General features: G+C 64.8%; 20 protein-coding genes. 9 read left to right on the forward strand and 11 right to left on the reverse strand.

The window, feature by feature from the left end:
• Positions 1–745 precede the first annotated feature (745 nt).
• On the forward strand, positions 746–1,642 hold the full coding sequence (locus FXB40_RS01290; RefSeq protein ID WP_148770381.1) for a DMT family transporter: 897 nt from the start codon (positions 746–748) through the stop codon (positions 1,640–1,642).
• A 45-nt stretch (positions 1,643–1,687) separates the two neighbouring features.
• Here FXB40_RS01290 and FXB40_RS01295 read toward each other — a convergent pair whose 3' ends face one another.
• On the reverse strand, positions 1,688–2,599 hold the full coding sequence (locus FXB40_RS01295) for a LysR family transcriptional regulator (protein ID WP_148770383.1): 912 nt from the start codon (positions 2,597–2,599) through the stop codon (positions 1,688–1,690).
• A gap of 114 nt (positions 2,600–2,713) precedes the next feature.
• On the opposite strand from FXB40_RS01295, the gene FXB40_RS01300 reads away from it, so the two are divergent.
• The 4 genes from FXB40_RS01300 to FXB40_RS01315 are packed head-to-tail and all read left to right on the forward strand — an operon-like array spanning position 2,714 to position 7,761.
• Positions 2,714–4,024: a CitMHS family transporter gene (locus FXB40_RS01300; RefSeq protein WP_148770385.1), complete on the forward strand. Its 1,311-nt coding sequence runs from the start codon at positions 2,714–2,716 to the stop codon at positions 4,022–4,024.
• Positions 4,025–4,035: 11 nt separating this feature from the next.
• Positions 4,036–5,370: an acyclic terpene utilization AtuA family protein gene (locus FXB40_RS01305; RefSeq protein WP_148770387.1), complete on the forward strand. Its 1,335-nt coding sequence runs from the start codon at positions 4,036–4,038 to the stop codon at positions 5,368–5,370.
• Between the two features lie 57 nt (positions 5,371–5,427).
• The gene (locus FXB40_RS01310) at positions 5,428–5,757 is read left to right on the forward strand and encodes an AtuA-related protein (RefSeq protein ID WP_148770389.1); all 330 of its coding nucleotides are present in this window, start codon (positions 5,428–5,430) and stop codon (positions 5,755–5,757) included.
• A 6-nt stretch (positions 5,758–5,763) separates the two neighbouring features.
• Positions 5,764–7,761, forward strand: a complete 1,998-nt coding sequence (locus FXB40_RS01315; RefSeq protein ID WP_148770391.1) for a 3-hydroxybutyrate oligomer hydrolase family protein — start codon at positions 5,764–5,766, stop codon at positions 7,759–7,761.
• 22 nt (positions 7,762–7,783) lie between these two features.
• Here FXB40_RS01315 and FXB40_RS01320 read toward each other — a convergent pair whose 3' ends face one another.
• Both FXB40_RS01320 and FXB40_RS01325 read right to left on the reverse strand, forming a co-directional pair.
• Complete coding sequence (locus tag FXB40_RS01320) at positions 7,784–10,042, reverse strand: CHASE3 domain-containing protein (protein ID WP_187436590.1); 2,259 nt, start codon at positions 10,040–10,042, stop codon at positions 7,784–7,786.
• The gene (locus tag FXB40_RS01325) at positions 10,039–10,452 is read right to left on the reverse strand and encodes a response regulator (protein ID WP_148770393.1); all 414 of its coding nucleotides are present in this window, start codon (positions 10,450–10,452) and stop codon (positions 10,039–10,041) included. Before FXB40_RS01325 ends, FXB40_RS01320 begins: the two co-directional genes overlap by 4 nt.
• 257 nt (positions 10,453–10,709) lie before the next feature.
• Here FXB40_RS01325 and FXB40_RS01330 point away from each other — a divergent pair, with 257 nt between their 5' ends.
• Positions 10,710–10,979, forward strand: a complete 270-nt coding sequence (locus tag FXB40_RS01330; protein ID WP_148770395.1) for a hypothetical protein — start codon at positions 10,710–10,712, stop codon at positions 10,977–10,979.
• A 49-nt stretch (positions 10,980–11,028) separates the two neighbouring features.
• On the opposite strand, the gene FXB40_RS01335 is transcribed toward FXB40_RS01330, so the two are convergent.
• Complete coding sequence (locus FXB40_RS01335; protein ID WP_148770397.1) at positions 11,029–11,622, reverse strand: BA14K family protein; 594 nt, start codon at positions 11,620–11,622, stop codon at positions 11,029–11,031.
• A gap of 246 nt (positions 11,623–11,868) precedes the next feature.
• Between FXB40_RS01335 and FXB40_RS01340 the strand changes: the two genes are divergently transcribed.
• Positions 11,869–12,279, forward strand: coding sequence for an NADH:ubiquinone oxidoreductase subunit NDUFA12 (locus FXB40_RS01340; protein ID WP_148770399.1), 411 nt, complete (start codon positions 11,869–11,871; stop codon positions 12,277–12,279).
• Between the two features lie 333 nt (positions 12,280–12,612).
• Here FXB40_RS01340 and FXB40_RS01345 read toward each other — a convergent pair whose 3' ends face one another.
• Entirely contained in the window at positions 12,613–13,299 is a 687-nt protein-coding gene (locus FXB40_RS01345) for a DJ-1/PfpI family protein (RefSeq protein ID WP_148770402.1), read from the reverse strand.
• Positions 13,300–13,390: 91 nt separating this feature from the next.
• Between FXB40_RS01345 and FXB40_RS01350 the strand changes: the two genes are divergently transcribed.
• Complete coding sequence (locus FXB40_RS01350) at positions 13,391–14,329, forward strand: GlxA family transcriptional regulator (protein WP_148770404.1); 939 nt, start codon at positions 13,391–13,393, stop codon at positions 14,327–14,329.
• Here FXB40_RS01350 and FXB40_RS01355 read toward each other — a convergent pair.
• Together FXB40_RS01355 and FXB40_RS01360 are read right to left on the reverse strand one after the other, a co-directional pair.
• Positions 14,326–15,333: a Na+-dependent transporter gene (locus FXB40_RS01355; RefSeq protein WP_148770406.1), complete on the reverse strand. Its 1,008-nt coding sequence runs from the start codon at positions 15,331–15,333 to the stop codon at positions 14,326–14,328. The genes FXB40_RS01350 and FXB40_RS01355 overlap by 4 nt on opposite strands.
• 14 nt (positions 15,334–15,347) lie before the next feature.
• Positions 15,348–16,295 carry an alpha/beta hydrolase gene (locus tag FXB40_RS01360; protein WP_148770408.1) on the reverse strand — a complete coding sequence of 316 codons (948 nt, stop codon included), beginning with the start codon at positions 16,293–16,295 and terminating at the stop codon, positions 15,348–15,350.
• Positions 16,296–16,503: 208 nt separating this feature from the next.
• Between FXB40_RS01360 and FXB40_RS01365 the strand changes: the two genes are divergently transcribed.
• On the forward strand, positions 16,504–17,562 hold the full coding sequence (locus FXB40_RS01365) for a DUF2155 domain-containing protein (RefSeq protein WP_187436591.1): 1,059 nt from the start codon (positions 16,504–16,506) through the stop codon (positions 17,560–17,562).
• 7 nt (positions 17,563–17,569) lie between these two features.
• Here the strand turns inward: FXB40_RS01365 and aat are convergent, their stop codons facing one another.
• From aat to FXB40_RS01385, 4 genes are read right to left on the reverse strand one after another with little or no spacing between them, the layout of a single operon-like run.
• Positions 17,570–18,250, reverse strand: a complete 681-nt coding sequence (gene aat, locus FXB40_RS01370; RefSeq protein WP_148770412.1) for a leucyl/phenylalanyl-tRNA--protein transferase — start codon at positions 18,248–18,250, stop codon at positions 17,570–17,572.
• Between the two features lie 60 nt (positions 18,251–18,310).
• Positions 18,311–19,414 (reverse strand): sensor histidine kinase, encoded by a 1,104-nt coding sequence (locus tag FXB40_RS01375; RefSeq protein WP_148770414.1) that lies wholly within the window; start codon positions 19,412–19,414, stop codon positions 18,311–18,313.
• Positions 19,411–19,851 carry a response regulator gene (locus FXB40_RS01380; RefSeq protein WP_027530890.1) on the reverse strand — a complete coding sequence of 147 codons (441 nt, stop codon included), beginning with the start codon at positions 19,849–19,851 and terminating at the stop codon, positions 19,411–19,413. Before FXB40_RS01380 ends, FXB40_RS01375 begins: the two co-directional genes overlap by 4 nt.
• On the reverse strand, positions 19,848–21,365 hold the full coding sequence (locus FXB40_RS01385) for a sensor histidine kinase (RefSeq protein ID WP_148770415.1): 1,518 nt from the start codon (positions 21,363–21,365) through the stop codon (positions 19,848–19,850). Before FXB40_RS01385 ends, FXB40_RS01380 begins: the two co-directional genes overlap by 4 nt.
• Positions 21,366–21,449 lie beyond the last annotated feature (84 nt).

The following is a 21,449-nucleotide window of genomic DNA, read 5'->3' on the forward strand; positions in this document are numbered from 1 at the left end:
TTATTTTTAGCCGGAGCGCCTCCGCAAGGCGACCGGATCGATATTTCGGTTCGCGATTCCTCCAAGGACCTCTTCGGCCCAAAGGCTTCGCAGTTCAGCCGGTGGATCCGGCTCAGTTTCTCCCGGCGGTGGATCGGTGCGAGCACCTTTCACCGGCCGGCATGTCCAGATCCATCCGCCCCCAAGGGGATGAGCCCGACATGCGTTCAACGCCCCACACGCCACTTCAACCAATTGCCATCCGAGCCTGTTGCCGGCCCGTTCTGGCGCCCGAAAAGTCCGCTGTCTGCGGGCAGACAAGCCCTCATCCCGCTGCCTTCGTCTGGCCTGGCGGAGTGCAGTTTTGCGGACCCTTTGGGGGAGTGCCGGCGGGACGCAAACTCACTCGCGCCGAACGGACCGAAAGCTAGGACTCTCCGTTGCGCCCGTCAAGAACTAGTGCGAGTTCCTGAATCAAATACTAAATATGGTGGATTGCGGGGGATAACAGGGGGCAAGCCCTCACCTGTTGTTGAGCCAAGTATCAGTGAGTCCTCAGGGATTCCCAACCAAAAAAATTTGCATCCCGTGACCATACGGACCCTTCATCCCGCTGTTCACAGGGCTGGTATATTTTTGAGGTCCGGGGTTGCGCCAACGGGACTCACGTAGTGGTACGGAAGGAGAGGGCAGGCATACCCGCCGAGGTGGTGGTCGCGGGGGCGAATCCGCGCCAAACTGACCTCGATTTTGCCGGACTGCCCACATGCTTGATTCGACTCGACCGGTGCTGCGGCCACGCATCGCCCCGGCCGGCCTGATGTTCCTCGCGATCACCTCGATCGGCTGGGGCTTCAATTGGCCGGTGACAAAGTTCCTGCTCGGTGAGCTGCCGCCTTTGACCCTGCGCGGGGTGACCGGCGTGCTCGGCGCCGTGCTGCTGGCCGCGCTCGCCCTGGTCCGCGGCGACAGCCTGAAGGTCGCAGCCCAGATCTGGCCGCGGCTGGCGACCGCCGCGGTCCTCAACGTCACCGGCTGGATGGTGCTGATGGGGCTGGCGCTGCTCTGGCTGCCGGCGAGCGAGGCGGCGCTGATCGCCTACACCATGCCGGTCTGGGCCTCGCTGATCGCCTGGCCCGTGCTGGGGGAGCGGCCGACGGTGCTGCGCACGCTCGGGCTGGTGATGGCCTTTGCCGGCCTCGCCTCGATCATGGGTGGCAACGGGATCGCCGCCAGCGCCGAGAAGCTGCCGGGCATCATCATGGCGCTGTGCGGCGCGATCGGCTTTGCCGTCGGCACGGTGTTCTCCAAAAAATACCCGATCCATCTGCCGCCGATCACGGCTGCCGCCTGGCAGATCGGGATCGGCTGCCTGCCGGTCTCGATCGTTGGCCTGCTGATCGAGACCTCGCACCTGGACAAGGTGACGCCAATCGGCTGGTGGCTGCTGATCTATTCGACCGTGGTGCAGTTCTGCATTGCCTATGTCAGCTGGTTCGCGGCACTAGCGCGCCTGCCGGCCTCGGTCGCCGCGATCGGGACCATGGCCGTGCCGGTGATCGGCGTGGTGGCGTCGGCGCTCGCGCTGGGAGAGCCGCTCGGGGCAGGGCAGATCGCCGGGCTGGTCTTCACGCTTGCCGCGGTGCTGCTGGCGACGCGGTAGGGCGCCGATCGAGCGCTCGGCCCGCATCGAATTCCCGCCATGGCGTCAAGGTCGGCTTGCCGCGAAAAGGCCGCGCCTGTTGGCTTGCAGGAACTCCGCGAACAATCGACTGAGTGGCGGAAGTGTTCGATGCGCCTTCTTGATCAGCGCGACGGGCCGCGCGAAGTTGTTGTCGCTGATCCTGCGGCTTCGCAGCGAAGGTTCGGCAAAGATTTCGCGCGCTGACGTCGGCAGGATGGTGAGGCCGATGCCGGCGCGCACCATGCCGATCGCCGTCATCATATAGGTGGCTTCCGACGCCGGCGCCGGCAGCAGCCCTGCGCGGTTGAAGGCGAGATCGGTGACTGCCCTCACGCTGGTGCCCTGGTCCATCATGACCAGCGGATACTTGGCCAGCACGCGCGCGGTGATGCGACGCTGAGCTCCGATCGGATGAGATTCGGGGTAGACCACGCTCATCTCGTCGCGCGCGGTGAAGAGGGTCTCGATATCGGGGAACGACACGTCTCCGCCCGTCAGACCGAGATCCACCTCTTCCGAGCGAATAAGCGCCAGCACGCGACTGGCAATGACGTCCTTCAATGCGAAGGAAGCACCGGGGTTCTGCCCCCGGAATCCGCCGATCACGTCGGGGAGTATTCCGGCAGCGAAGGACGGCAGGGCCGCCATGCGGACGACGCCTCGTCGCTCGCTCGCGACATCCCGGGCATCGCTGAGAAGGGATTCGAGATCCTGCAAGGTCCGTTCGAGCGCGGGCAGCAGCTCACGTCCCATGCGGGTCAACGCGACCGAACGCGGGTTGCGATCGAACAGCCGAAGCCCGAGCGATTCCTCCAGCCGCCGGATCTGGACCGAAAGGGTCGGCTGCGACACATGCAGCGCCGACGCCGCCTGGGTGAAGCTGCCCAACTTCGCGACCACGACGAAGGACCGGAGTTGCCTCACGTTTATATCCATAGAGTTTCTCTATCGCTGCCATTGAATCATTTCAATTGCCTAATGGCACGCGCCGCGTTCAATTTGCGGCAAGTGTTCGGGAGAGATCCCCGAAAAGAACAATCAGGCGGGGAAATGCACAATCTGGCGTTGCTTGGCGTTGCCACCATTGCGGTGCTGCTTCTGGTCATCATGACGAAGCGGATGTCGCCGCTGATCGCCCTCATTCTCATACCGCTGATCGCCTGTCTGATCGGCGGTTTCGGCTGGGATACGAGCAAGTTCATCGTCAGCGGCCTCCAGAGCCTCGCGCCCGTCGTCGGCATGTTCGTGTTCGCGATCCTCTTCTTCGGCGTGGTGACGGATGCGGGCATGCTGGACCCGATCATCGACCGAATCCTGCGCACCGTCGGTACACGGCCTACGCGGATCGTCATGGGCACAACCCTATTGGCTCTGCTCATCCACCTCGACGGATCGGGCGCTGTCACCTTTCTCATCACGATTCCGGCGATGCTTCCCTTGTACGATCGCCTCGGCATCGATCGGCGCATTCTCGCCTGCGCGGCGTCCCTGGCTGCCGGAGTGAATTTCCTGCCTTGGACCGGCCCCATGATACGGGCCGCCGCTTCGCTCAAGCTGCCGATTCCGGAGATATTCAACCCGCTGGTGCCGGTTCAGTTGGCCGGTATCGTCTTCATCTTTGCCGTCTCCTATTGGCTGGGTCGCAGGGAGGAGAAACGGCTCGGCCTGGAAGCCGGGGCATCGGTCGATGTGGAGGCTCAGCGAACCCTGAGCGAAGCCGAGCTCAAGCTGCGACGGCCGCGGAACTTCTGGATCAACATCGTTCTGACTGTGATCGTGCTCGCGACGATGGTCGCTCTGGGCGACAGGCTGACGCCTGCCATCGTGTTCATGATCGGCACTTGTCTGGCGCTGCTCATCAACTATCCCAATGTCGACGATCAACGGCAGCGCGTGGACGCGCACGCGAGGGCCGCACTATTGATGGCCTCGATCCTGCTCGCGGCGGGCGTGTTCACCGGCATCATGCAGGGGTCGGGGATGTTGAAGGCGATGGCGCAGGATGCCGTCGGATTCGTGCCTCCGGGCGCGGCGAAATTCATGCCGATCGCGCTTGGTATCGTTGCAATGCCGCTCAGCCTCTTGTTCGATCCGGACTCGTTCTATTTCGGCGTTCTTCCGGTCCTGGCCGAAGTTGGGGGACAGCTTGGCGTTCCCAAAGTTCAGCTCGCGCAAGCCGCCTTGCTGGGACAGATGACCACCGGTTTTCCCGTGAGCCCATTGACGCCTGCGACGTTTCTCGTCGTCGGCTTGACCGGCATCGATCTGGCCGATCATCAGAGGTTCACGATACCGTTCCTCTTTGCGGCCTCGGTGGTGATGACTATAGCTTGCGTTTGTCTCGGCATTTTCCCGCTGTAGCGAGGTGACGAATGCGCACGATCAGACTAGGGGCAGGCGCCGGATATTCGGGTGACCGGATCGAACCGGCCGTCGAGCTCGCGGAGAAAGGCAAGCTCGACTATTTGGTGTTCGAATGTCTTGCCGAGCGCACGATCGCGCTCGCGCAGGCCGCCAGGCTGAAGGATCCGAACGCCGGGTTCGATCCGTTGCTGGAAGCGCGGATGAAGGCTGTGCTGCCGGCCTGTCGCGCGAACGGTGTCCGCATCGTTACGAACATGGGGGCCGCCAATCCGATATCCGCCGCGCGGGCTACGACGGCGATTGCGCAGCAGTTGGGACTTCGTGGGCTCAAAATCGCCGCCGTCACCGGCGATGATGTCCTCGGCGATTTGAAAAACTCCGATCGCCACCTCGATAACGGCTTTACCGTCGACGGTCTCGGCAATCGAATAGCTTCCGCCAACGCCTATCTCGGCGGCGCTTCGATCGCTCAAGCCCTGCGCGATGGGGCTGATGTCGTCATCACCGGGCGCGCCGCCGATCCCTCGCTTTTCCTCGGTCCGTTGATCCACGAGTTCGACTGGGCGATGGACGATTGGCCGTTGCTGGGAAGAGGCATTCTGGTCGGCCATCTTCTGGAGTGCGCGGGTCAGGTCACCGGCGGATATTTTGCCGATCCCGGATACAAGGACGTCAAAGACCTGGCCCGTCTCGGCTTTCCGATCGGCGAAGTTCGGGAAGACGGGGATTTGATCGTCACCAAGGTGGCGGGTTCCGGGGGACGGGTCACGGCCGCGACGGTCAAGGAGCAATTGCTCTATGAGATCCACGATCCCGCCCGCTATTTCCAACCGGATGTGGTCGCTGACTTCTCCCGCGTCCAGGTGGAAGAAATTGGCGAGGATCGCGTCCACGTCATCGGTGCGAGCGGCACGCCAAAGACCGGCGAACTGAAAGTCTCGGTCGGCTACATCGACAGCTATGTTGGCGAAGGCCAGATTTCCTATGCCGGGCCGGGCGCCCTTGAGCGTGGACGGCTGGCGATCGAGATCGTTCGAGAACGGCTTGCGCTCTCAGGCGTGGAGACGAGCGAGCTAAGGAGCGATCTCATCGGATCGAACGCGCTCCACGGCGAAAATCTATCGCTGGGATGTCAGCCCTATGAAGTGCGGGTTCGTGTGATTGGACGCACCGAAACGCTGGCCCAAGCCCGACGCATCGGTGAGGAGGTGGAGACCCTCTACACCAATGGTCCGGCCGGAGGGGGCGGAGCCTGGAAGTCGGCCCGCGAGGTCGTTGCAGTGGCGTCCACTTTGATTCCAGAAGCTGACGTGAGGACGGCCGTCCAATACTTCGAAGCGTGAGCCCATGCAGAAGATGCCTGGGAACACGGCACGCCTGCCACAGGGGAGAATGACTCCATGAAACTACGGGACATCGCGCACTCGCGCACAGGGGACAAGGGCAATACGTCAAACGTCTCCCTGATCGCGTACGACCCGAACGATTACGACGTGCTCTGCACGTACGCGACAATCGATCGGGTCAAGCAATTGTTCGATGGCATCGTCAATGGCGAGGTGACGCGATACGAATTGCCCGGCATCGGGGCCCTGAACTTCGTCATGACCGAGGCGCTTGGCGGCGGCGTGACGCGATCCCTGGCCATCGATGCGCATGGAAAGTCGCTCAGTTCGGCGCTGCTGAACATGGACCTTCCCGATGACCTCCGCTCCGGTTCGAACGAGTAGGCCAAGATGAAAATCTTCTGCGCCGTTTCTATCGTCCTGATGTCGATCGGAGTGGCTCGCGCAGGTGAGCTTCCGGTTTGGCTGCACGAAGAAAAAGTAACACATTATGACGGCACGTCAGACGATCTTGTCACCGCGGGAATGGGTGCCGAGGCAATGACCGGGGCTGCTCCGCGTTTCGCTGATCCCTTGCATCCAACAGCACAAGAACTGCGCCGCGCTTCGGTATTCTACCGCGCGAGCAAAGGGCAGGGTTATGGCCGGCTGTTCGGCCCCCATGTCGATCAGGAGACGGGTCAATCATTCGACGATGAGGGCAGGATTGCCGGCGACGAAGTCCTTGCCTATGCGGACGATGGCGGCGGCAGGCAGAACGTCGCGATGCTCTTGCAGATTCCGTCAGACCTCTCGACGGAGAGGCGATGCCTCATCGCAATTCCGGTCGCAGGCTCAGCGAGCTTGTTTCGCGACATCGTCGATTTCGGCTATTGGGGGCTGCGTCATCGTTGCGCCGTCGTCTACAACGATAAGGGACATGGCAACGGCTTCCATCTTCTCGAGAACGATACGGTCATTCTGATCGACGGCCCACAAGTGCCGGCACAAGCGGCGGGATCGAAAGCGCACTTCCGCGCCGATCTTGACGAAGCGGCGCGCACCTCGTTCCTCGCTGCATGGCCTCATCGCGTTGCATTCAAGGCTGCACATTCGAAGCAGAACCCCGAGAAGGATTGGGGCACCGATCTGCTCCGGTCGGTGCAATTCGCATTTGTCGAGTTGGTGAAGCGGGACCCGGGCTTCACCCGTGAAAATACGATCGTTATTGCAACGGGAAGCTCGAACGGCGGCGGGGCCGTCCTCTACGGCGCAGAAAAGGACGCAGCGCACCTGTTGGACGGTGTCGTCGCGCGCGAGCCGCAAGTCCAGCTCAAGCCCGACGACAGGGTGGTCGTGAAGCGAGGGACTCTTGAGCGGCGAGGCACAGGCCGTAGCTTGCTCGATTATTTCAGCTTCGGGAACCTCTATCAGCCATGCGCGGTGCTCGCGGTGACTGATATTCCATTGCGGGACCGTGTGCCATTCGCGGCGAACCGATGCCAGTCCCTTCACGACAAGGGCTTGTTGACGTCTGCGACCCTGGACGCCCAAGCGCGCGAGGCACTCGATCGCATGCATGCTTACGGTTGGGACGAAGAGACCGACGTCGGTCACGCATTCGGATATTTCGTCGCACCGGACGCAACCGCAACCAAGTACGTCAATGATCACGGCCGCTTCGACGTCCGCGACCGTGTTTGCGGCTACAGCTACGCTGCAACGGATGCGGATGGAAGGCCGGTTGCGGTCCCTCCCGATCTGGCTTCTGCGATCTTCTCCGTTGCGCCGGGAGGTGCTCCGGCCGGAACCATCGATGTGGTCAACGACAACGATCCGACGGGGGCACGGCGCAGCTGGCTCTCGGTATCGCCGAGCACGGGGCGGCAGGATTTCAATCTGGATGGAGCCGTCTGTATTCGTGAACTCGTGACCGGAAACTCCCCCGGATCGCAGCGCGTGAAGACCGGTATCGATGAATTTTTGGCATCAGGTCAATTGCACGGCTTGCCGACGATTATCGTGCATGGCCGCAATGACGACCGTGTTCCCGTCAGCTTCTCGTCGCGCCCGTATCTGGGCTTGAACAATATCGTTGACGGGGAAAGTGCGAACCTGCGCTATATCGAGGTCACGAACGCGGAGCATTTCGGTACCGACCTGCCAGGCTTCGACACGAGAATGGTTCCGCTCGTCCTCTATCATCTGCGGGCCCTCGACCTGATGTGGGCCCACTTGACCCGAAAGACGCCATTGCCTCCGAGCCAGGTCGTTCGGACAACGCCACGCGGAGGCGAGCCTGGGAAAGCTCCCATGCTTCAGTCCGTCAACGTGCCGTCAATATCGGCTGCCCCGTCCGAGGGCGACAGGATCCTCGTCGATCATGGCCGGGTTCTCGTGCCGGATTGAGTCCGCGCGGGCACCCCCCTGTTTAGGACGCCCCCATCCCCCCGCCGTTCAGCGCCTTCCGGATCATCTCCGCGAGCTGGTTTCTCCGATACGGTTTTGTCAGCAGCATCACGCCGTCGTCGAGCTTGCCGTGGTGGACGATGGCGTTGTCGGTGTAGCCGGAGGTGTAGAGCACTTTGACTCCCGGCCGGCGCCTGGCGATCTCCTCGGCGAGCTCGCGGCCGCTCATGCCGCCGGGGATGACGACGTCGGTGAAAAGCAGGTCGAAGGCCTGGCCGGCCTCGATCAATTGCAGCGCGGCACGGCTGTCCGCGGCGGCGACCGTATTGTAGCCGAGGCTCTGGAGCTGGGCGGTGACGAAATTGCGCACCATCGTGTCGTCTTCGACGACAAAGATGGTCTCGGCGCCGCCTTCGGCTTGTTGTGCGATCGAGGTCGCGGCTTCCGTCGTGCCTTCGCCCGGCGGCAGATAGAGCTTGATCGTGGTGCCGTGGCCTTGCTCGCTGTAGATCTTGATGTGGCCGCCGGATTGCTTGACGAAGCCGTAGACCATCGAGAGGCCGAGACCGGAGCCCTTGCCGACCTCCTTGGTGGTGAAGAACGGCTCGAACGCCTTGTCCTGCACGCTCTGCGGCATGCCGGTGCCGGTGTCGCTGACGGCGAGCATGACGTAGGGACCGGGCCGCACGTCGGCATTGGCCTGCGCGTAAGCCTCGTCCAGCACGACGCGGTGGGTCTCGAGCAGGAGCTTGCCGCCGTTCGGCATGGCGTCGCGGGCGTTGATCGCCATGTTGAGCACCGCATTGGTGAGCCGCGACGGATCGATGTGCGAGGTCATCGGTCCCTGCTGGAGCACGGTTTCGATCTGGATCTGCTCGCCCAGGGTGGGGCGCAGGAGCTTTGCGATGTCGGTGATGGCGGCGTTGATCTCGACGTCGCGCGGCTGCAGCGGCTGCTTGCGCGCGAACGAGAGAAGGTGCTGGATCAGCTCGGCGCAGCGCTCGGCGGCGTCGTCGATCAGGCGCGCCGTGCGCTGCAGCTCCGGCTGACCTTTCAGGCCCGCCACCAGCGTTTCGGTATTGCCCGAGATCACGGTCAGCATGTTGTTGAAGTCGTGCGCGACACCACCGGTCAGCTTGCCGATGGCATCGAGCTTCTGCGACTGGTGCAGCTGCCGCTCGGTTTCGCGCGACGTCGTGGCGTCGTGATAGACTAGGACGGCACCGGAGATCGTGCCTTCCGCATCCAGCATCGGCCGGCCGCTGACCATGAGATGGCGCGCGGAATTGTCGCTGTGCGGGCGGACGATCATCTCCAGATTTTCGAACTGCTCGCCGCGCAGCACGCGCGCGGAAGGCAGCTCGGTTGGCTTGAGCGGCGTGACGCCGTCGCCGTGAAAGACGTCGGATATCGCCCGCAGATTGCGCAGGTTCATGCCGGCGCGATGCAGCAGCATGCGCTCCGCGGCCGGATTGGACAAAAGGACATTGCCGTCGGCGTCGATCACCAGCACCGCCTCCGCCATGCTGTGGAACGTGCTCTGCAGCACGTTGACCGACAGGCGCAGCTCGTCATGGGCGGTGACGAGGTGCTCGGTACGTTCGGCAACGGCCGCTTCGAGTTGTTGCTTCTCCGCTGTGGTTTCCAGCAGTGTGCTCTTAAGCTGCACGGTGGTGCGCTGGCTCTCGCTTAGGAGCATGGCGGCCAGCAGCAGGATCACCAGCGCGCCGATGACGTCGATGCCGAGCAGCACGATGCCGGTCCGGCGCGAGGCCGCTTCGCGGGTGGCGCGCAGCTTCTCTTCGCCCGCGGCCAGCCGATCCAGATTTCCCGTGACCGTCTCCATCAGGCCGCGTCCCTCGCCGCGGTCTCTCAGCGCGTTGGAGCCCTCGTTGTCGCCATTGACGCGCAGCCGAAGCGATTCTGCTGCGACCTCGATGCGCCGAAGGATGAGAGGCTCCGTAGCCTCCATCAGCGTCACCTGATCGGGATTGTCGCGGATGGCAAGCTTGAGGTCGCCGAGCGCCGGTGCGATCCGGCTGCGGGCAGCCTGGAATTCGTCGATGAAGCCTGCCGTGCGGTAGATCTCATAGCCGCGTAGCGCGCTTTCCGCGCGGCGAACCAGCAGGTTGATGTCCGAGATCTTCTTCAGCACCTCGACGGTGTGGTTGACCCATGCCGCGTCCGACCGCGACTTGACGTCGAGCCCGATCGAGGCGGCGGTGATGAGCAGGAGGATGGCTAGTCCAGCACCGAGAATGACGCGCTGCGAGGGAATCAAGGGGCCTCTTTCTGGTCCTTCGGCGGCGCGCTGTCGCCGAGGCATTCCCGGATAGTCGTCAACAGCGTCTCGGGCGTGAACGGCTTGCGCAGGCAGCGCGATGCGCCGAGCTCCAGCGCCATCCGGAGGAAGTCCGGGGAGGGCGAGGCGGATGAGGCGAAGGCATAGCCCGACATGGCAATCAGCGGGATCGCCGGCGCACGCTCGTGAAAGATGCGGATCGACTCGAAGCCGCGCATATGCGGCATGAAGATATCAACCAGCATGACATCAAACGTCTGCGCTTCCAGCGCAGCCAACCCCGTTTCGCCGCCGTCGGTGAGCGTGACGTCGAAGCCCTGGCGCAGGAGGAGGACCTCGATGGTCGCGCCGACCATCGGATCGTCATCGACCACGAGAATACGCGGCATGACCCTTCCTAGTACATCGAAGTCCCCACAGCGATTGGTGATATAGGCGAATCGTGCGCCGGGTCAATTTTGGATTGGACCTACATAGGTATGCACGCCGCAATGCATAGCGCCTCTGCGGGTTCCGCGTGGCAGGTGAATTTCGTCGGATTTCAATGACAGGTTGAAGCAAATCCACGCGATCCATGAAAGCTGCTGCTTGGTTGAAGCGTCTTGGGGGCAGGGCGTACGTCACCCGACGGGATGATGACGCGTGCATGCAGGTCGAACTACTGCAGAACCTGATCTGCGGAGGTTCTGCGATGACCCGACTCGCGCTTCATGGGCTACGTTCGCGACAAGACGTGCAAGACCTGAGCGCGGAAGATCGCAAGACGTATCGACGATGGGCTCGCCGCTCATGCGCGGTCTATGCGATCGTTCTCGTCGTCCTGTTCGCCGGCTTCTGGCTTCACGACCGCACCGTGATGGTCGCTCAATCCGTGTCCGAAACCGGAAACTCGCCGAGAGGCGGCCAACATAAATGAGCGGCGCCGTTGGTCGGCGCCGCTCACGGATGTTGGTCTTCAGACCGCGTTACGGGCAGGGATGCCGCATACCGTCGTTGCCGAGATAGGTACCGGACGCCGGGTCGTACGACCTGAAGCGCTGGGCGCAATAGGCAGACGCGTCACCACCATTGTCGGGCACCACGGCGACGGTCGCACCGTCGTCATAGTAGCTGTTGTCGTAATAGCCATCGCCGTAATACGGGCCGTCGCCGTAATACGCGTAGGACGAGCCGATTGCGCCGATCGCCGCGCCGGCCGCGACGCCGGGCCAGAAGCCGCCGTGACGATGCCAGCCGCCGCCGTGCCAGTTGCCGCCGCCGCCATTCCAGTTGCCGCCGGCCGCCGCGAAGTTGCGGCCACCGCCGTTGAAGGCGGGCCCGCCCATCGGGCGGGCAGCCGCGAAATTGCCGCCGCCACCACCGATCCGGGGGCCGGCGGCAAAGCCGCCGCCGCCCATGCGGGCACCGCCGCCACCGCCGAAATGAGGGCCGCCACCGCCGCCGATATGGCCGCCGCCACCACCGCCGTGACCGCCATGGCCCTGGGCAAAGCTCGGGGTCGCCATCGGAAGCACCAGTGCCAGCGCTGCGGCAGCGCTCAAAACTTTCAGACTTCTCATGATCAAACTCCTTTTCCAGAGAGCAAACCCATCAAAAGGGCCGTTGTTCCTGGGTTCACGCCGGTGTGCGCGTGAAAGGGTAGAATTCCACGCGGTCGCTGTACCGGGCATGAACGGACCGTGCTCGCTTTGCGGCGGAGCCCAGGCCGAGGCACCGCGCTTGGCGTGGGGCACGGCCGCACCGGGCGAACTGGACATTTGGCCGTCCGGATGGCATCAGGACCCACGAAGCAGGGCCCTTGCCGCATGAAACAATTCTTCCTGAAGCTCTTCACCTGGTGGAACGGCCAGACCTTTGGCACCCAACTCTGGACCCGCCGGTTCGGGGAGCTGGTCGGTGAGGACGAGCAGGGCAACCGCTACTACCGCACGGCGGGCGGCAAGATCGACCCGACGCTCGGCTTCGAGCGGCGCTGGGTGATCTATAACGGCTATGCCGAGGCAAGCCGCATCCCGACGGGCTGGCATGGCTGGATGCATCACGTCGTCGACGTGCCGCCGACCGAGGAGAACTACCAGCCGCGCGAATGGGAGAAGCCGCACCAGCCGAATCCGACGGGTACGGCCAAGGCCTACCGTCCGGCCGGCTCGACGCTCGCCAGCGGCAGCAAGCGTCCCAAGGCGACCGGCGACTATCAGCCCTGGACGCCTGGCTAGGCCGACACATTTCCCCTTCATGGTGGATGCACACGCATCCGCTTAACTCAGCTGTGGACAACGGGAACAGCGGGGATGCCGGCTGTCGGGCCGTTGCGCCTGCGCGAGCGATGCGGCTCAATGAACCCATCTTACGGAGATGGGAGACCATCGCGTTCGGTTCGGGCAACAGTTCGCGACTGTCCCGAAATGCAGCGGCCGCCGACCAGGACTCGATCGGGAGATAGGCCCCCGGTCTGGCAGCTCCGAAATCGCCCGATGAGAATGTGCGCCGCCGTGAGACAGGAAAGGCCGCCCGGGAAACCGGGCGGCCTTTTTCTGTTGTGGGGCGCGTTACATCATCCGCGCCGACGCACGCGCGACTGCTTCGAGGCGGCGGGCCTGTCGTGACGCGCCGCGCTCTCTGAGCAAGGCGAGCACGTCCGCGGATGCGGTGTCGGGCGAGCCGGAATTGAACGGCGGCGCCGGATTGTATTCGAGCTGAAGCTGGATCGCTTCCGCCGTCGTGCGGTCGAGCAGGATCGAGACCAGCGCCAGCGCGAAATCGATCCCCGCGGTGACGCCGCCACCGGTGACGCGGTTGCGGTCGACGCAGATGCGCGTCTTGGTCGGCGTCGCCCCGAACTGGCTGAGCATCTCCATCGCGCTCCAATGGGTCGCGGCCCGATAGCCCTTCAACAGGCCGGCGGCGCCGAGCGCCAGCGATCCCGTGCAAACCGATGTCACGTATTTGGCGCCCTCGGCCTGCCGGCGCAGGAAGTCGAGCACCTCGTCGTCATTGAGCAGATCGTCGGTGCCGCCGCCCCCGGGCACGCAGATCACGTCGAGCTGCGGGCAGTCGGCGAATGTCGTGGTCGGCGTCAGCGTCAGCACGGAATCGCTCGGCACCGGCTCGATCCGTTTCCAGATCAGATGCAGCTTCGCGCCGGGGACGTTGGCAAACACCTGCAACGGGCCGGTAAAATCGAGCTGGGTGACGCGCGGGAACACCAAAAGACCGATCTGGAGCGGTGCCGACATGAGAACCTCCAATGAAGAGCTTGACGGGAGCAAAATGGCATGATGCCCTCCTGTCCAAAATGGCGTAATTCCCTCACTTTCGGACATGAGTATGATCGGCATCCTGATCTTCCCGGATTTTCAGCTGCTCGATGCGGCCGGCCCGATCTCGGTGTTCGAGATCGCCGCGCGCGCCAGTGACAAGCCGTTGGCGCTGCGGGTGCTGGCGGTGACCGCAGGCGCGGTGCGTTCGTCCTCCGGCGTCGAGATGATGGCGCGCGATTTCAAATCGGCGAACGCGATTACGACGCTGGTCGTGGCGGGCGGCGCCGGCGTCTCGGCGGCTGCGCGCTGTCCGGCCACGCTCGCCTTCGTGCAGCGGCTGGCCAAGCGCGGCGTGCGGGTCGCCAGCGTCTGCTCGGGCGCCTATGTGCTGGCGGAGGCCGGCCTGCTCGACGGCCGCCGCGCCACCACGCACTGGGGCCGCACGCGCGATTTCGTCGCGCGTTATCCGCAGGTGAAGTTCGAGCCCGACCAGATTTTTACCCGCGATGGCAATGTCTGGACGTCGGCGGGCATCAGCGCCGGGATCGACCTCGCGCTGGCGATGGTCACCGAGGACCATGGCGAGGAGATCGCGCAGGCGACCGCGCGCCAGCTCGTGCTCTACCATCGCCGCAGCGGCGGCCAGTCGCAATTCTCGTCGCTGCTGGAATTGAAGACGCCGAACGGCCGCTTCGGTGCGCTGCTGTCCTGGGCGCGGGAAAATCTCGACGCGCCGCTGACGGTGGAAAACCTCGCCGATCGCGCCGGCATGAGCGCGCGGCATTTCGCCCGTGCCTTTGCCGCCGAGACCGGCACGACGCCGTCGAAGGCGATCGAGCGGTTGCGGATCGAGGTCGCGCGCGAACGCGTGCAGTCCTCGCGCGAGGCGATCGAGCTCGTGGCGGAGGCGACCGGCTTCGGCGATCCCGAGCGCATGCGCCGCGCCTTCATCCGCGCCTTCGGCCAGCCGCCACAGGCACTGCGACGCGCGGCGCGGGCGGGTTAGGTGGAGCTCTTTGCGGCCGCTGCTGCGGTCGTATCCGCCCGCGCCGTCAGCCGCCGCGCGATCGGCGTCAGCAGGTAGGGCGACAGATGGATCGGAAACTGCGTCATCGCGAAATAGAGCCAGGTCGTGGCCGGCAGCGCGCCGGCGGTCGCGGCCAGCATCAGGCCGAGATTGCGTTGTGACACCATCAGCCCGAGCGCCAGCGCGCGCTCATAGCCGATGCGGCGGAACAGCAAGGTCGTGACGGCGAGCAGCGTGAAATAGATCGCGAAGGACAAAGCTGCGAGGCCGATCGTGAAGACCGGCTGCGCCACCAGATCGCTTACGACATCGCCCATGATCGCGGCTGCGAAGATCAGCAGGATGATGATGTTGAAGCCGTCGATCGGCTGCTTGTGACGCTGGATCGCCTCGGCGCCGAACAGCCAGCGGATGGTGCTCGCCGCAAGCAGCGACGCTGCCAGGATGCCGAGCAGTTTCAGTCCAAGCGTGAGTGGCGAGATGCTCAGCATGCCGCCGAGGAAGAGGCTCGCGAACAGCGAGGCGGTGAAGGGCACGATCGCGGTTGCGGCCACCAGCGTGACCAGCACCAGCGTCGCATCGAGGCCCATCAGCGCCGCCAGCGACGGTGCGGCCATCATCGGCGAGGCCATGCTCTGGAGCATCAGCGCCAGCGACAGGCCGGGCGCGCGGTCGCTGAGCCCGGTCGCGTGCGCGATCAGTCCGACGATCAGCGGAACGCCGATCGTCGTCCAGGCCGTGGCAGTCGCCACCAGCGCCGGCCGGCGCAGATGTCCGTACAGTGCCGCGAGATCGACCCGCATGAAGGAGATGCAGAGCAGAACGAGGATCGCTTCGGTGACGTAGGGACGCAGCAGCGCACCGAGTGGCGGCACGGCGGCCGCGATGAACACGACGGCCGCCACCGCACGCGTGCCCTGGCCGCCGAGCCAGGTCAGGCCGCGGAGGGGAAGGGCGAAGGTAGTTTTGAGCGCAGACGACATTTGGATGACGGAGTTCAGCCAAGCTCTTTCAGCCACGCGCCGATTGCGCTCACGGCGACATTGGCCTGTTGCAGCAATTTGCCCATGGTGAGGAAGCCGTGGAATTGTCCCGGGAAGTGTTTGTAGGCCACGCTCACGCCGGCCTGCTTGAGGCGCGCAGCGTAGTCGTCGCCCTCGTCGCGCAGGGGATCGGCGCCGGCGGTGAGCACATAGGCCGGTGGCAATCCGGCAAGGCTTTCCGCGCGCGCGGGCGAGGCGCGCCAGTCGTGAATGTCGGTGGTGCCGTTGAGATAGTGGTCGCGGAACCAGCGGATCACCGTATGCGTCAGCAGCACGCTGGTCTCGGGCTCGCTGTGCGAGCCGTGCGTCATGGCGAAATCGACGGCGGGATAGATCAGAACCTGGCCTGCGAGCTTCGGGCCGGTGCCGTCACGCGCGGCGAGGGCGACGACGGCGGCGAGATTGCCGCCGGCGCTGTCGCCGCCGATCGAGAGGCGCGATGCGTCGATGCCGAGCTCGCGCGCATGCGCGGCGATCCATTTCGTTGCGACGATCGCATCGTCGATGGCGGTGGGAAATTTGTGCTCGGGCGCGAGGCGGTAATCGACCGCGATCACGATTAGGGCGCCGGCATCGGCCAGCTGCCGGCAGACGACGTCATGGCTGTCGAGATCGCCGATCACCCAGCCGCCACCGTGGAAGAACACCAGCGCAGGTGCCAGGCCATTCTGGAGGCGCGGCTCTTTCGGCACGTAGATGCGCGCGGGGATCGTCCCGTGCGGCGCAGGGATCGACAGTGGCGCGACGCGCGCAAGTTCCGGCGGCTCGGGGTTGGTCGCAAAGCGGGCCTGAGCGTAATAGGCGCGCGCTTCGGCCGCTGTCAGCGTCTCATAGGCGGGGCGGCCGGCCTCCTGAAAAGCCTTGTAGACGGCGGCGGCGTCGGGATCGAGCACGACGGGCATGGAAGAGCGACCTCCGGGGTTTTTGGTTATGGTTAGGCGTCGTTCTCGGGGGCAAAGCCCGCTTCGGCCCCGGGGAGGAGCCTCCGGACTATCCCATCGGTGGGCCGGGATGGCCAGCCGGCGGCGGGCAGGGCAGGGATGCCGCCCTTTCCCCGCCGTATTCGCCGTGTTAACCGGATGGCCTGCGAGCGGCGGTATCCCCTGTAGAATGTCGAATAAGCCCGATTCGCTGTTGAAGCCGCGCGAGATTATGTTTCGAACCATTACCCTGACAGGTCTTGCGGCGCTTTTGGCCGCTACCGCTTTGACGGTGGCGACGCCCGCGCAGGCGCAGATCGGCACGATCTTCTCCGATCCGCCACCGCTGCGGCCGCCGGGGACGATCCCCCGTGGCGGACAGCCACAACCGCAGCCGACCCCGGACGACGACGAAGAGGTGCCGGAGCTGCCGCCGCAGGGGCGGGTGCTGCCGTCGCGCCCGATGCCGCCGCCGAGCCGCCAGGGTAACGTTATGCCCGGGCCGGTCGAGTCCCAGCCGCTGGCGCCGCCGCCGGGCACCACCATCGCGCCGCAGAACCAGCCGCCGGCCGTCGCTGTCGCACCACCAGGCGCGCCTGCTCAGCCGGGCGCAGCTGCTCCAGGAGCTCGCCAGCCGCAGCAGAAGGGCGGAACCCAGCAGGGCGCCGTGCCGCAGGCGCCTGCGAGCCTCCAGCCGGGCGACGAGGTCGTCACCGAGCCGCCGGCTCAGAAGATCGTGAACAAGAAGGCGACCTTCTCCGGCCTCGACAAGATCACCGGGCGCATCATCAATTTCGACGAGGATATCGGCGAGACCGTGCAGTTCGGCGCGCTGCGGGTGAAGACCGACGCCTGCTATACGCGGCCTGCAACGGAAGCCACCAACACTGACGCCTTCGTCGAGGTCGACGAGATCACCTTGCAGGGCGAGGTGAAGCGGATCTTCTCCGGCTGGATGTATGCTGCAAGCCCCGGCCTGCACGGCGTCGAGCATCCGATCTACGACATCTGGCTCACCGACTGCAAAGAGCCGCAGCAGACCATTGCGACCGCCGCACCCGATCCCGCGACCAAGCCGGCCGCGCCGCCGCCACCGCCTCCGGCGCAGAAGAAGGCCGCGCCCAAGCAGGCCGTGCAGCAACGTCCGCCGCAGCCTCTGCCGCCGATCCAGCAGCAGCCGGCGCCACCGCCGCCTCCGCCGGAGCAGCGGCCGGGTCTGTTCGGTATCCCCGGGTTCGGTAGCCGGTAAACCTGATTTATTGCCGCGAGGCGATGATCTTGAGCGCGCGTGTGCCCGGGATCGCGTCACCCGCGGACAGCCTCAGGAAATCGCCGGGCTCACCGGCGAGCGCCTTGTCGAGCAGCGCCGTATAACGCCGCCGCGAGATCTCGGCGGCGCCAAAGCTCTTGAGATGCTCGGTGACATATTGCGTGTCGAGCAGCTCGAAGCCGCCATGGATCAGCCGCGCGACCAGATGCACCAGCGCGACCTTCGAGGCGTCGCGCGCGGTGTGAAACATGCTCTCGCCGAAGAAGGCGCGCCCGAGGCTCACGCCATAAAGGCCGCCGACGAGGTCGTCGCCCTGCCAGGCCTCGACGCTGTGGCAATGGCCGAGCTCGTAGAGCCCGCCATAGAGGTCGCGGATGCGCTTGTTGATCCAGGTGTCCTCGCGTCCGGCCTGCGGCGCGGCGCAGCCGGCAATGGTCGCCTTGAACGCGGTGTTGACGGTGACGCGAAACGCATCCGAGCGCACGGTGCGCGCAAGCCGCGAGGCGACGCGAAAACCCTCGAGCGGGATCACGCCGCGCATTTCCGGCTCGACCCAGAACAGGGTCGGATCGTCGGCGCTCTCGGCCATCGGAAAGATGCCGCAGGCATAGGCGCGCAGCAGCACGGCCGGCGTGATTTCAGACGAGGCGGAGTCGCGCGAAGTCATAGCACCCGATCATAGCAGGATCGCGACGCGCGTGCGATGGGGGGTAATTCCGGATGCGGATCAGCCCGCCGCGGCGGTGTTCGCCTTGCCGGTGGCCGCCGGCGTGCGCTGGAACCGCAGGATGATGCGCGTTCCGGAATGCTCTGGATCGCGCTCGACGGTGGCATCGAGCTTGGTGGCCATGGCTGCGACAATGCGCTGGCCCATGCCGGTGGAGCGCGGATCGGCCTTTACGGCGTCGCCGACGCCGTCGTCGGTGATCGACAGCAGGAGATCGTCGCCCTGCGAGGTGAGCTCGACATGAATGGGCCCGGCGCCATCGGGATAGGCGTATTTCACCGCGTTCATCACCAGCTCGTTGACGATGATGCCGACGGCGACCGCGCGGTCCGGGTCGATCTCGACCGGCTCGGCCTTCACCGTGAGGCGCGACATCCGGTTGCCTTCGGCGGAGCGGCGGAGATCCTCGAGCAGGGAGTCCAGATACTGGTTGAGCACCACGCTCTTCAGATCCTGCGAGGTGTAGAGGCGGCGATGCACCTGGGCGACGGCGGCGACGCGGCCCATCGCGTTGGTCAGTGCGGCCTTGACCTCGTCCTGTCCGGCGGAGCTCGCCTGAAGATGCAACAGCGAGGCGATGATCTGGAGCGAATTGCCGACGCGGTGATTGACCTCGCGCAGCAGCATTTCGCGTTCGGCAGCGAGCGCCGCGTAGCGGTCGCGCGAGGCATGGATCTCGGCCTCGGCTTCCTCGCGCGCGCGTTGCAGCTCGGCCTGGCGCAGCGCGCCTTCGGCCGCGACGTGCAGCAGCGGGATGAAGTCGCCCTTGACGTCCTTGACCAGATAGTCCGCCGCGCCGGCCTTCAGCGCGGTGACGGCGATGCTGGAATCCTGCGAGGCCGTGACGAACACCACCGGCGGGGCGTCCGGGATCGCCATGATCTGCTCGAGCGTATCGAGCCCGTCGAGACCCGGCATGTACTGGTCGAGCGCCACGACATCGATACCGCCCTCAGCTCCCGCGCTGCGGATGCGCTCGAGGCCTTCCTCGCCGCTTGCGGCATGGATGACCTTGTAGCCGCGCCGCGTCAGGCCGCGATCGACCAGGCGCGCCAGCGCGCCGTCGTCATCGATGTAAAGCAGGGTTGGCGTGCGCTGGGTCATGAGGCGGCGGGCGGGACCTGGATAACCGAGAAGAACAGGCCGAGCTGCCGGATGGCATTGGCGAAATTCTCGTAATTGACGGGTTTGGTGATGTAGACGTTGCAGCCGAGCTCGTAGCAACGCTTGATCTCCTGGCTGTCGTCCGTCGTGGTCAGTACCACCACGGGCGAGGCCTTGAGATATTTGTTTTCCTTGATCTGCTTCAGGATATCGATCCCGCTCATGTCGGGCAGGTTGAGGTCGAGCAGGATCAGGAGCGCGTTGCCCTTCTGGGCAAGCCCGGTGCCGTCGGCGCCGAACAGATGCTTCATCGCCGCGGTACCGTTGGCGAACGACACGATTTCGTTGTTGACCCCGGAGCGGCGAATGTTGCGCTCGATCAGCCGGGCGTGGCCCTCGTCGTCTTCGATCATGATGATGGTGACGGGCAGTGTCATTTCTCAGCGTTCCGGTTGCTGGCGTTCCACGAGATGGGCAGCGTGATCGTGAAGGTGCTGCCCGCGTTCAGTTCCGACGATACCGACATCGTGCCGCCGAGGCGGCGCACAAGTGCACGCACGTGGGCAAGACCGATGCCCTGACCGGGCTTGTCCTGGGTTCCCGCCCGGCGGAACAGGTCGAAAATCCGCTGATGATCCTTTGGATCGATGCCGCGGCCGTTGTCGCTGATTTCGAAGATAGCGTAGCCGAGCTTGGTGCGCCCGCGAATTCTGATCTCGCCGGGGACCCCGTTCTTCAGATACTTGATCGCGTTGTCGATCAAATTGGAGAAAATCTGCTCCAGCGCAAGGCGGTCGCTGACGATATTCGGCAGCGGCTCAATATGAATCTCGGCCTGCGCCTCGGCCGCCTGATGCGCCACCGACGACACGATGCCCTCGATGAAGTCGCGCGTGTCGATCTTCTCCGGCTGGAACTCGCGCCGGCCCTCGCGGGTGAGGTTGAGGATCGCCGAGATCAGCCGGTCCATCCGGGCGATCGAGGATTTGATGAAGCCGAGTGCTTCGGAAAAGTCCGCCGACATCTGCTTGTCGGGGCCGTCGAGCGGAATGTCAGCGATATCGACGGGCGGGCCGCCTGCCGGCACGCCCGTGAGCCCTCCGATTCGCCGAAAGATGTCCTTGCCCAATTCCTCGAGCTCGCTGGTAAAGCCCATGATGTTGACCAGCGGCGAGCGCAGGTCATGGCTGACGATATAGGCAAAGCGCTGGATCTCGTCGTTGGCTTCGCGCAGGTCTGCCGTGCGGTCGTCGACGGTGGCCTCCAGGTTGAGATTGGAGTCGCGCAGGCGTGTCTCGGCGTCGTCGCGGGCGCGGGCAGAGCGCCGCACCAGCCAGACCGAGATCAGGGCCAGCAACACGACGAGACCCGAGCCGATGCCGGTCATCGACGCAGCGAGCGTCTGGCTGCGGTCGGCATTCGCCGAACGGAGGCGGAACAGTCGCTCTTCCTCGGCGATCATTGCGGTCGCGACATCGCCGATCGTGGCGGTGGTGTTGCCGTCAGCCGCCTCGCGAGCGAGCGCGGTGGCTTGGGCTTGCTGGCCCTGCCTGATGAGGTCGATCTCGCGCGCGAATTGGCCGAGGCGGGTCTCGATCGCCGCGCTCAGCTTCTCGATGCCGTCGCGCTGTGCGGGATTGTCGCCAATGAGGTGCGTGAGCCGGTCAACCGCAGGAATGATGGCGGCAACGGCCTTCTCGTGGTCGCCCTGGAATTCTGGTCCCAGCGTCAGGAGATAGCCGCGCAGGGCGCTCTCGGCGCGCCGGACTTCGAGCAGCAGAGCATTGATCTGGTTCTCCACCTCGATGGTGTGAACCACCCATTTGCTGTCGTCTCGGGCCTCGTTGACGAGATAGACGGAGCCGGCGCTGATCACGGTCAGCACCAAGAGTCCTGCCGCGAACAGCAGGATCTGCCAAAATGCGCGCCGCCGCTGTTCCCCAGCCGTCACGACGGTCTCGCCTCGTTACGTGTAGCGGAGTTCAAAACGCCCCCTTGGAACTGTCCCCAACCGTCCATAATGCGATTGGGGCCA

This window comes from Bradyrhizobium rifense (assembly GCF_008123425.1).
GTDB classification, from domain to species: Bacteria; Pseudomonadota; Alphaproteobacteria; order Rhizobiales; family Xanthobacteraceae; genus Bradyrhizobium; species Bradyrhizobium rifense.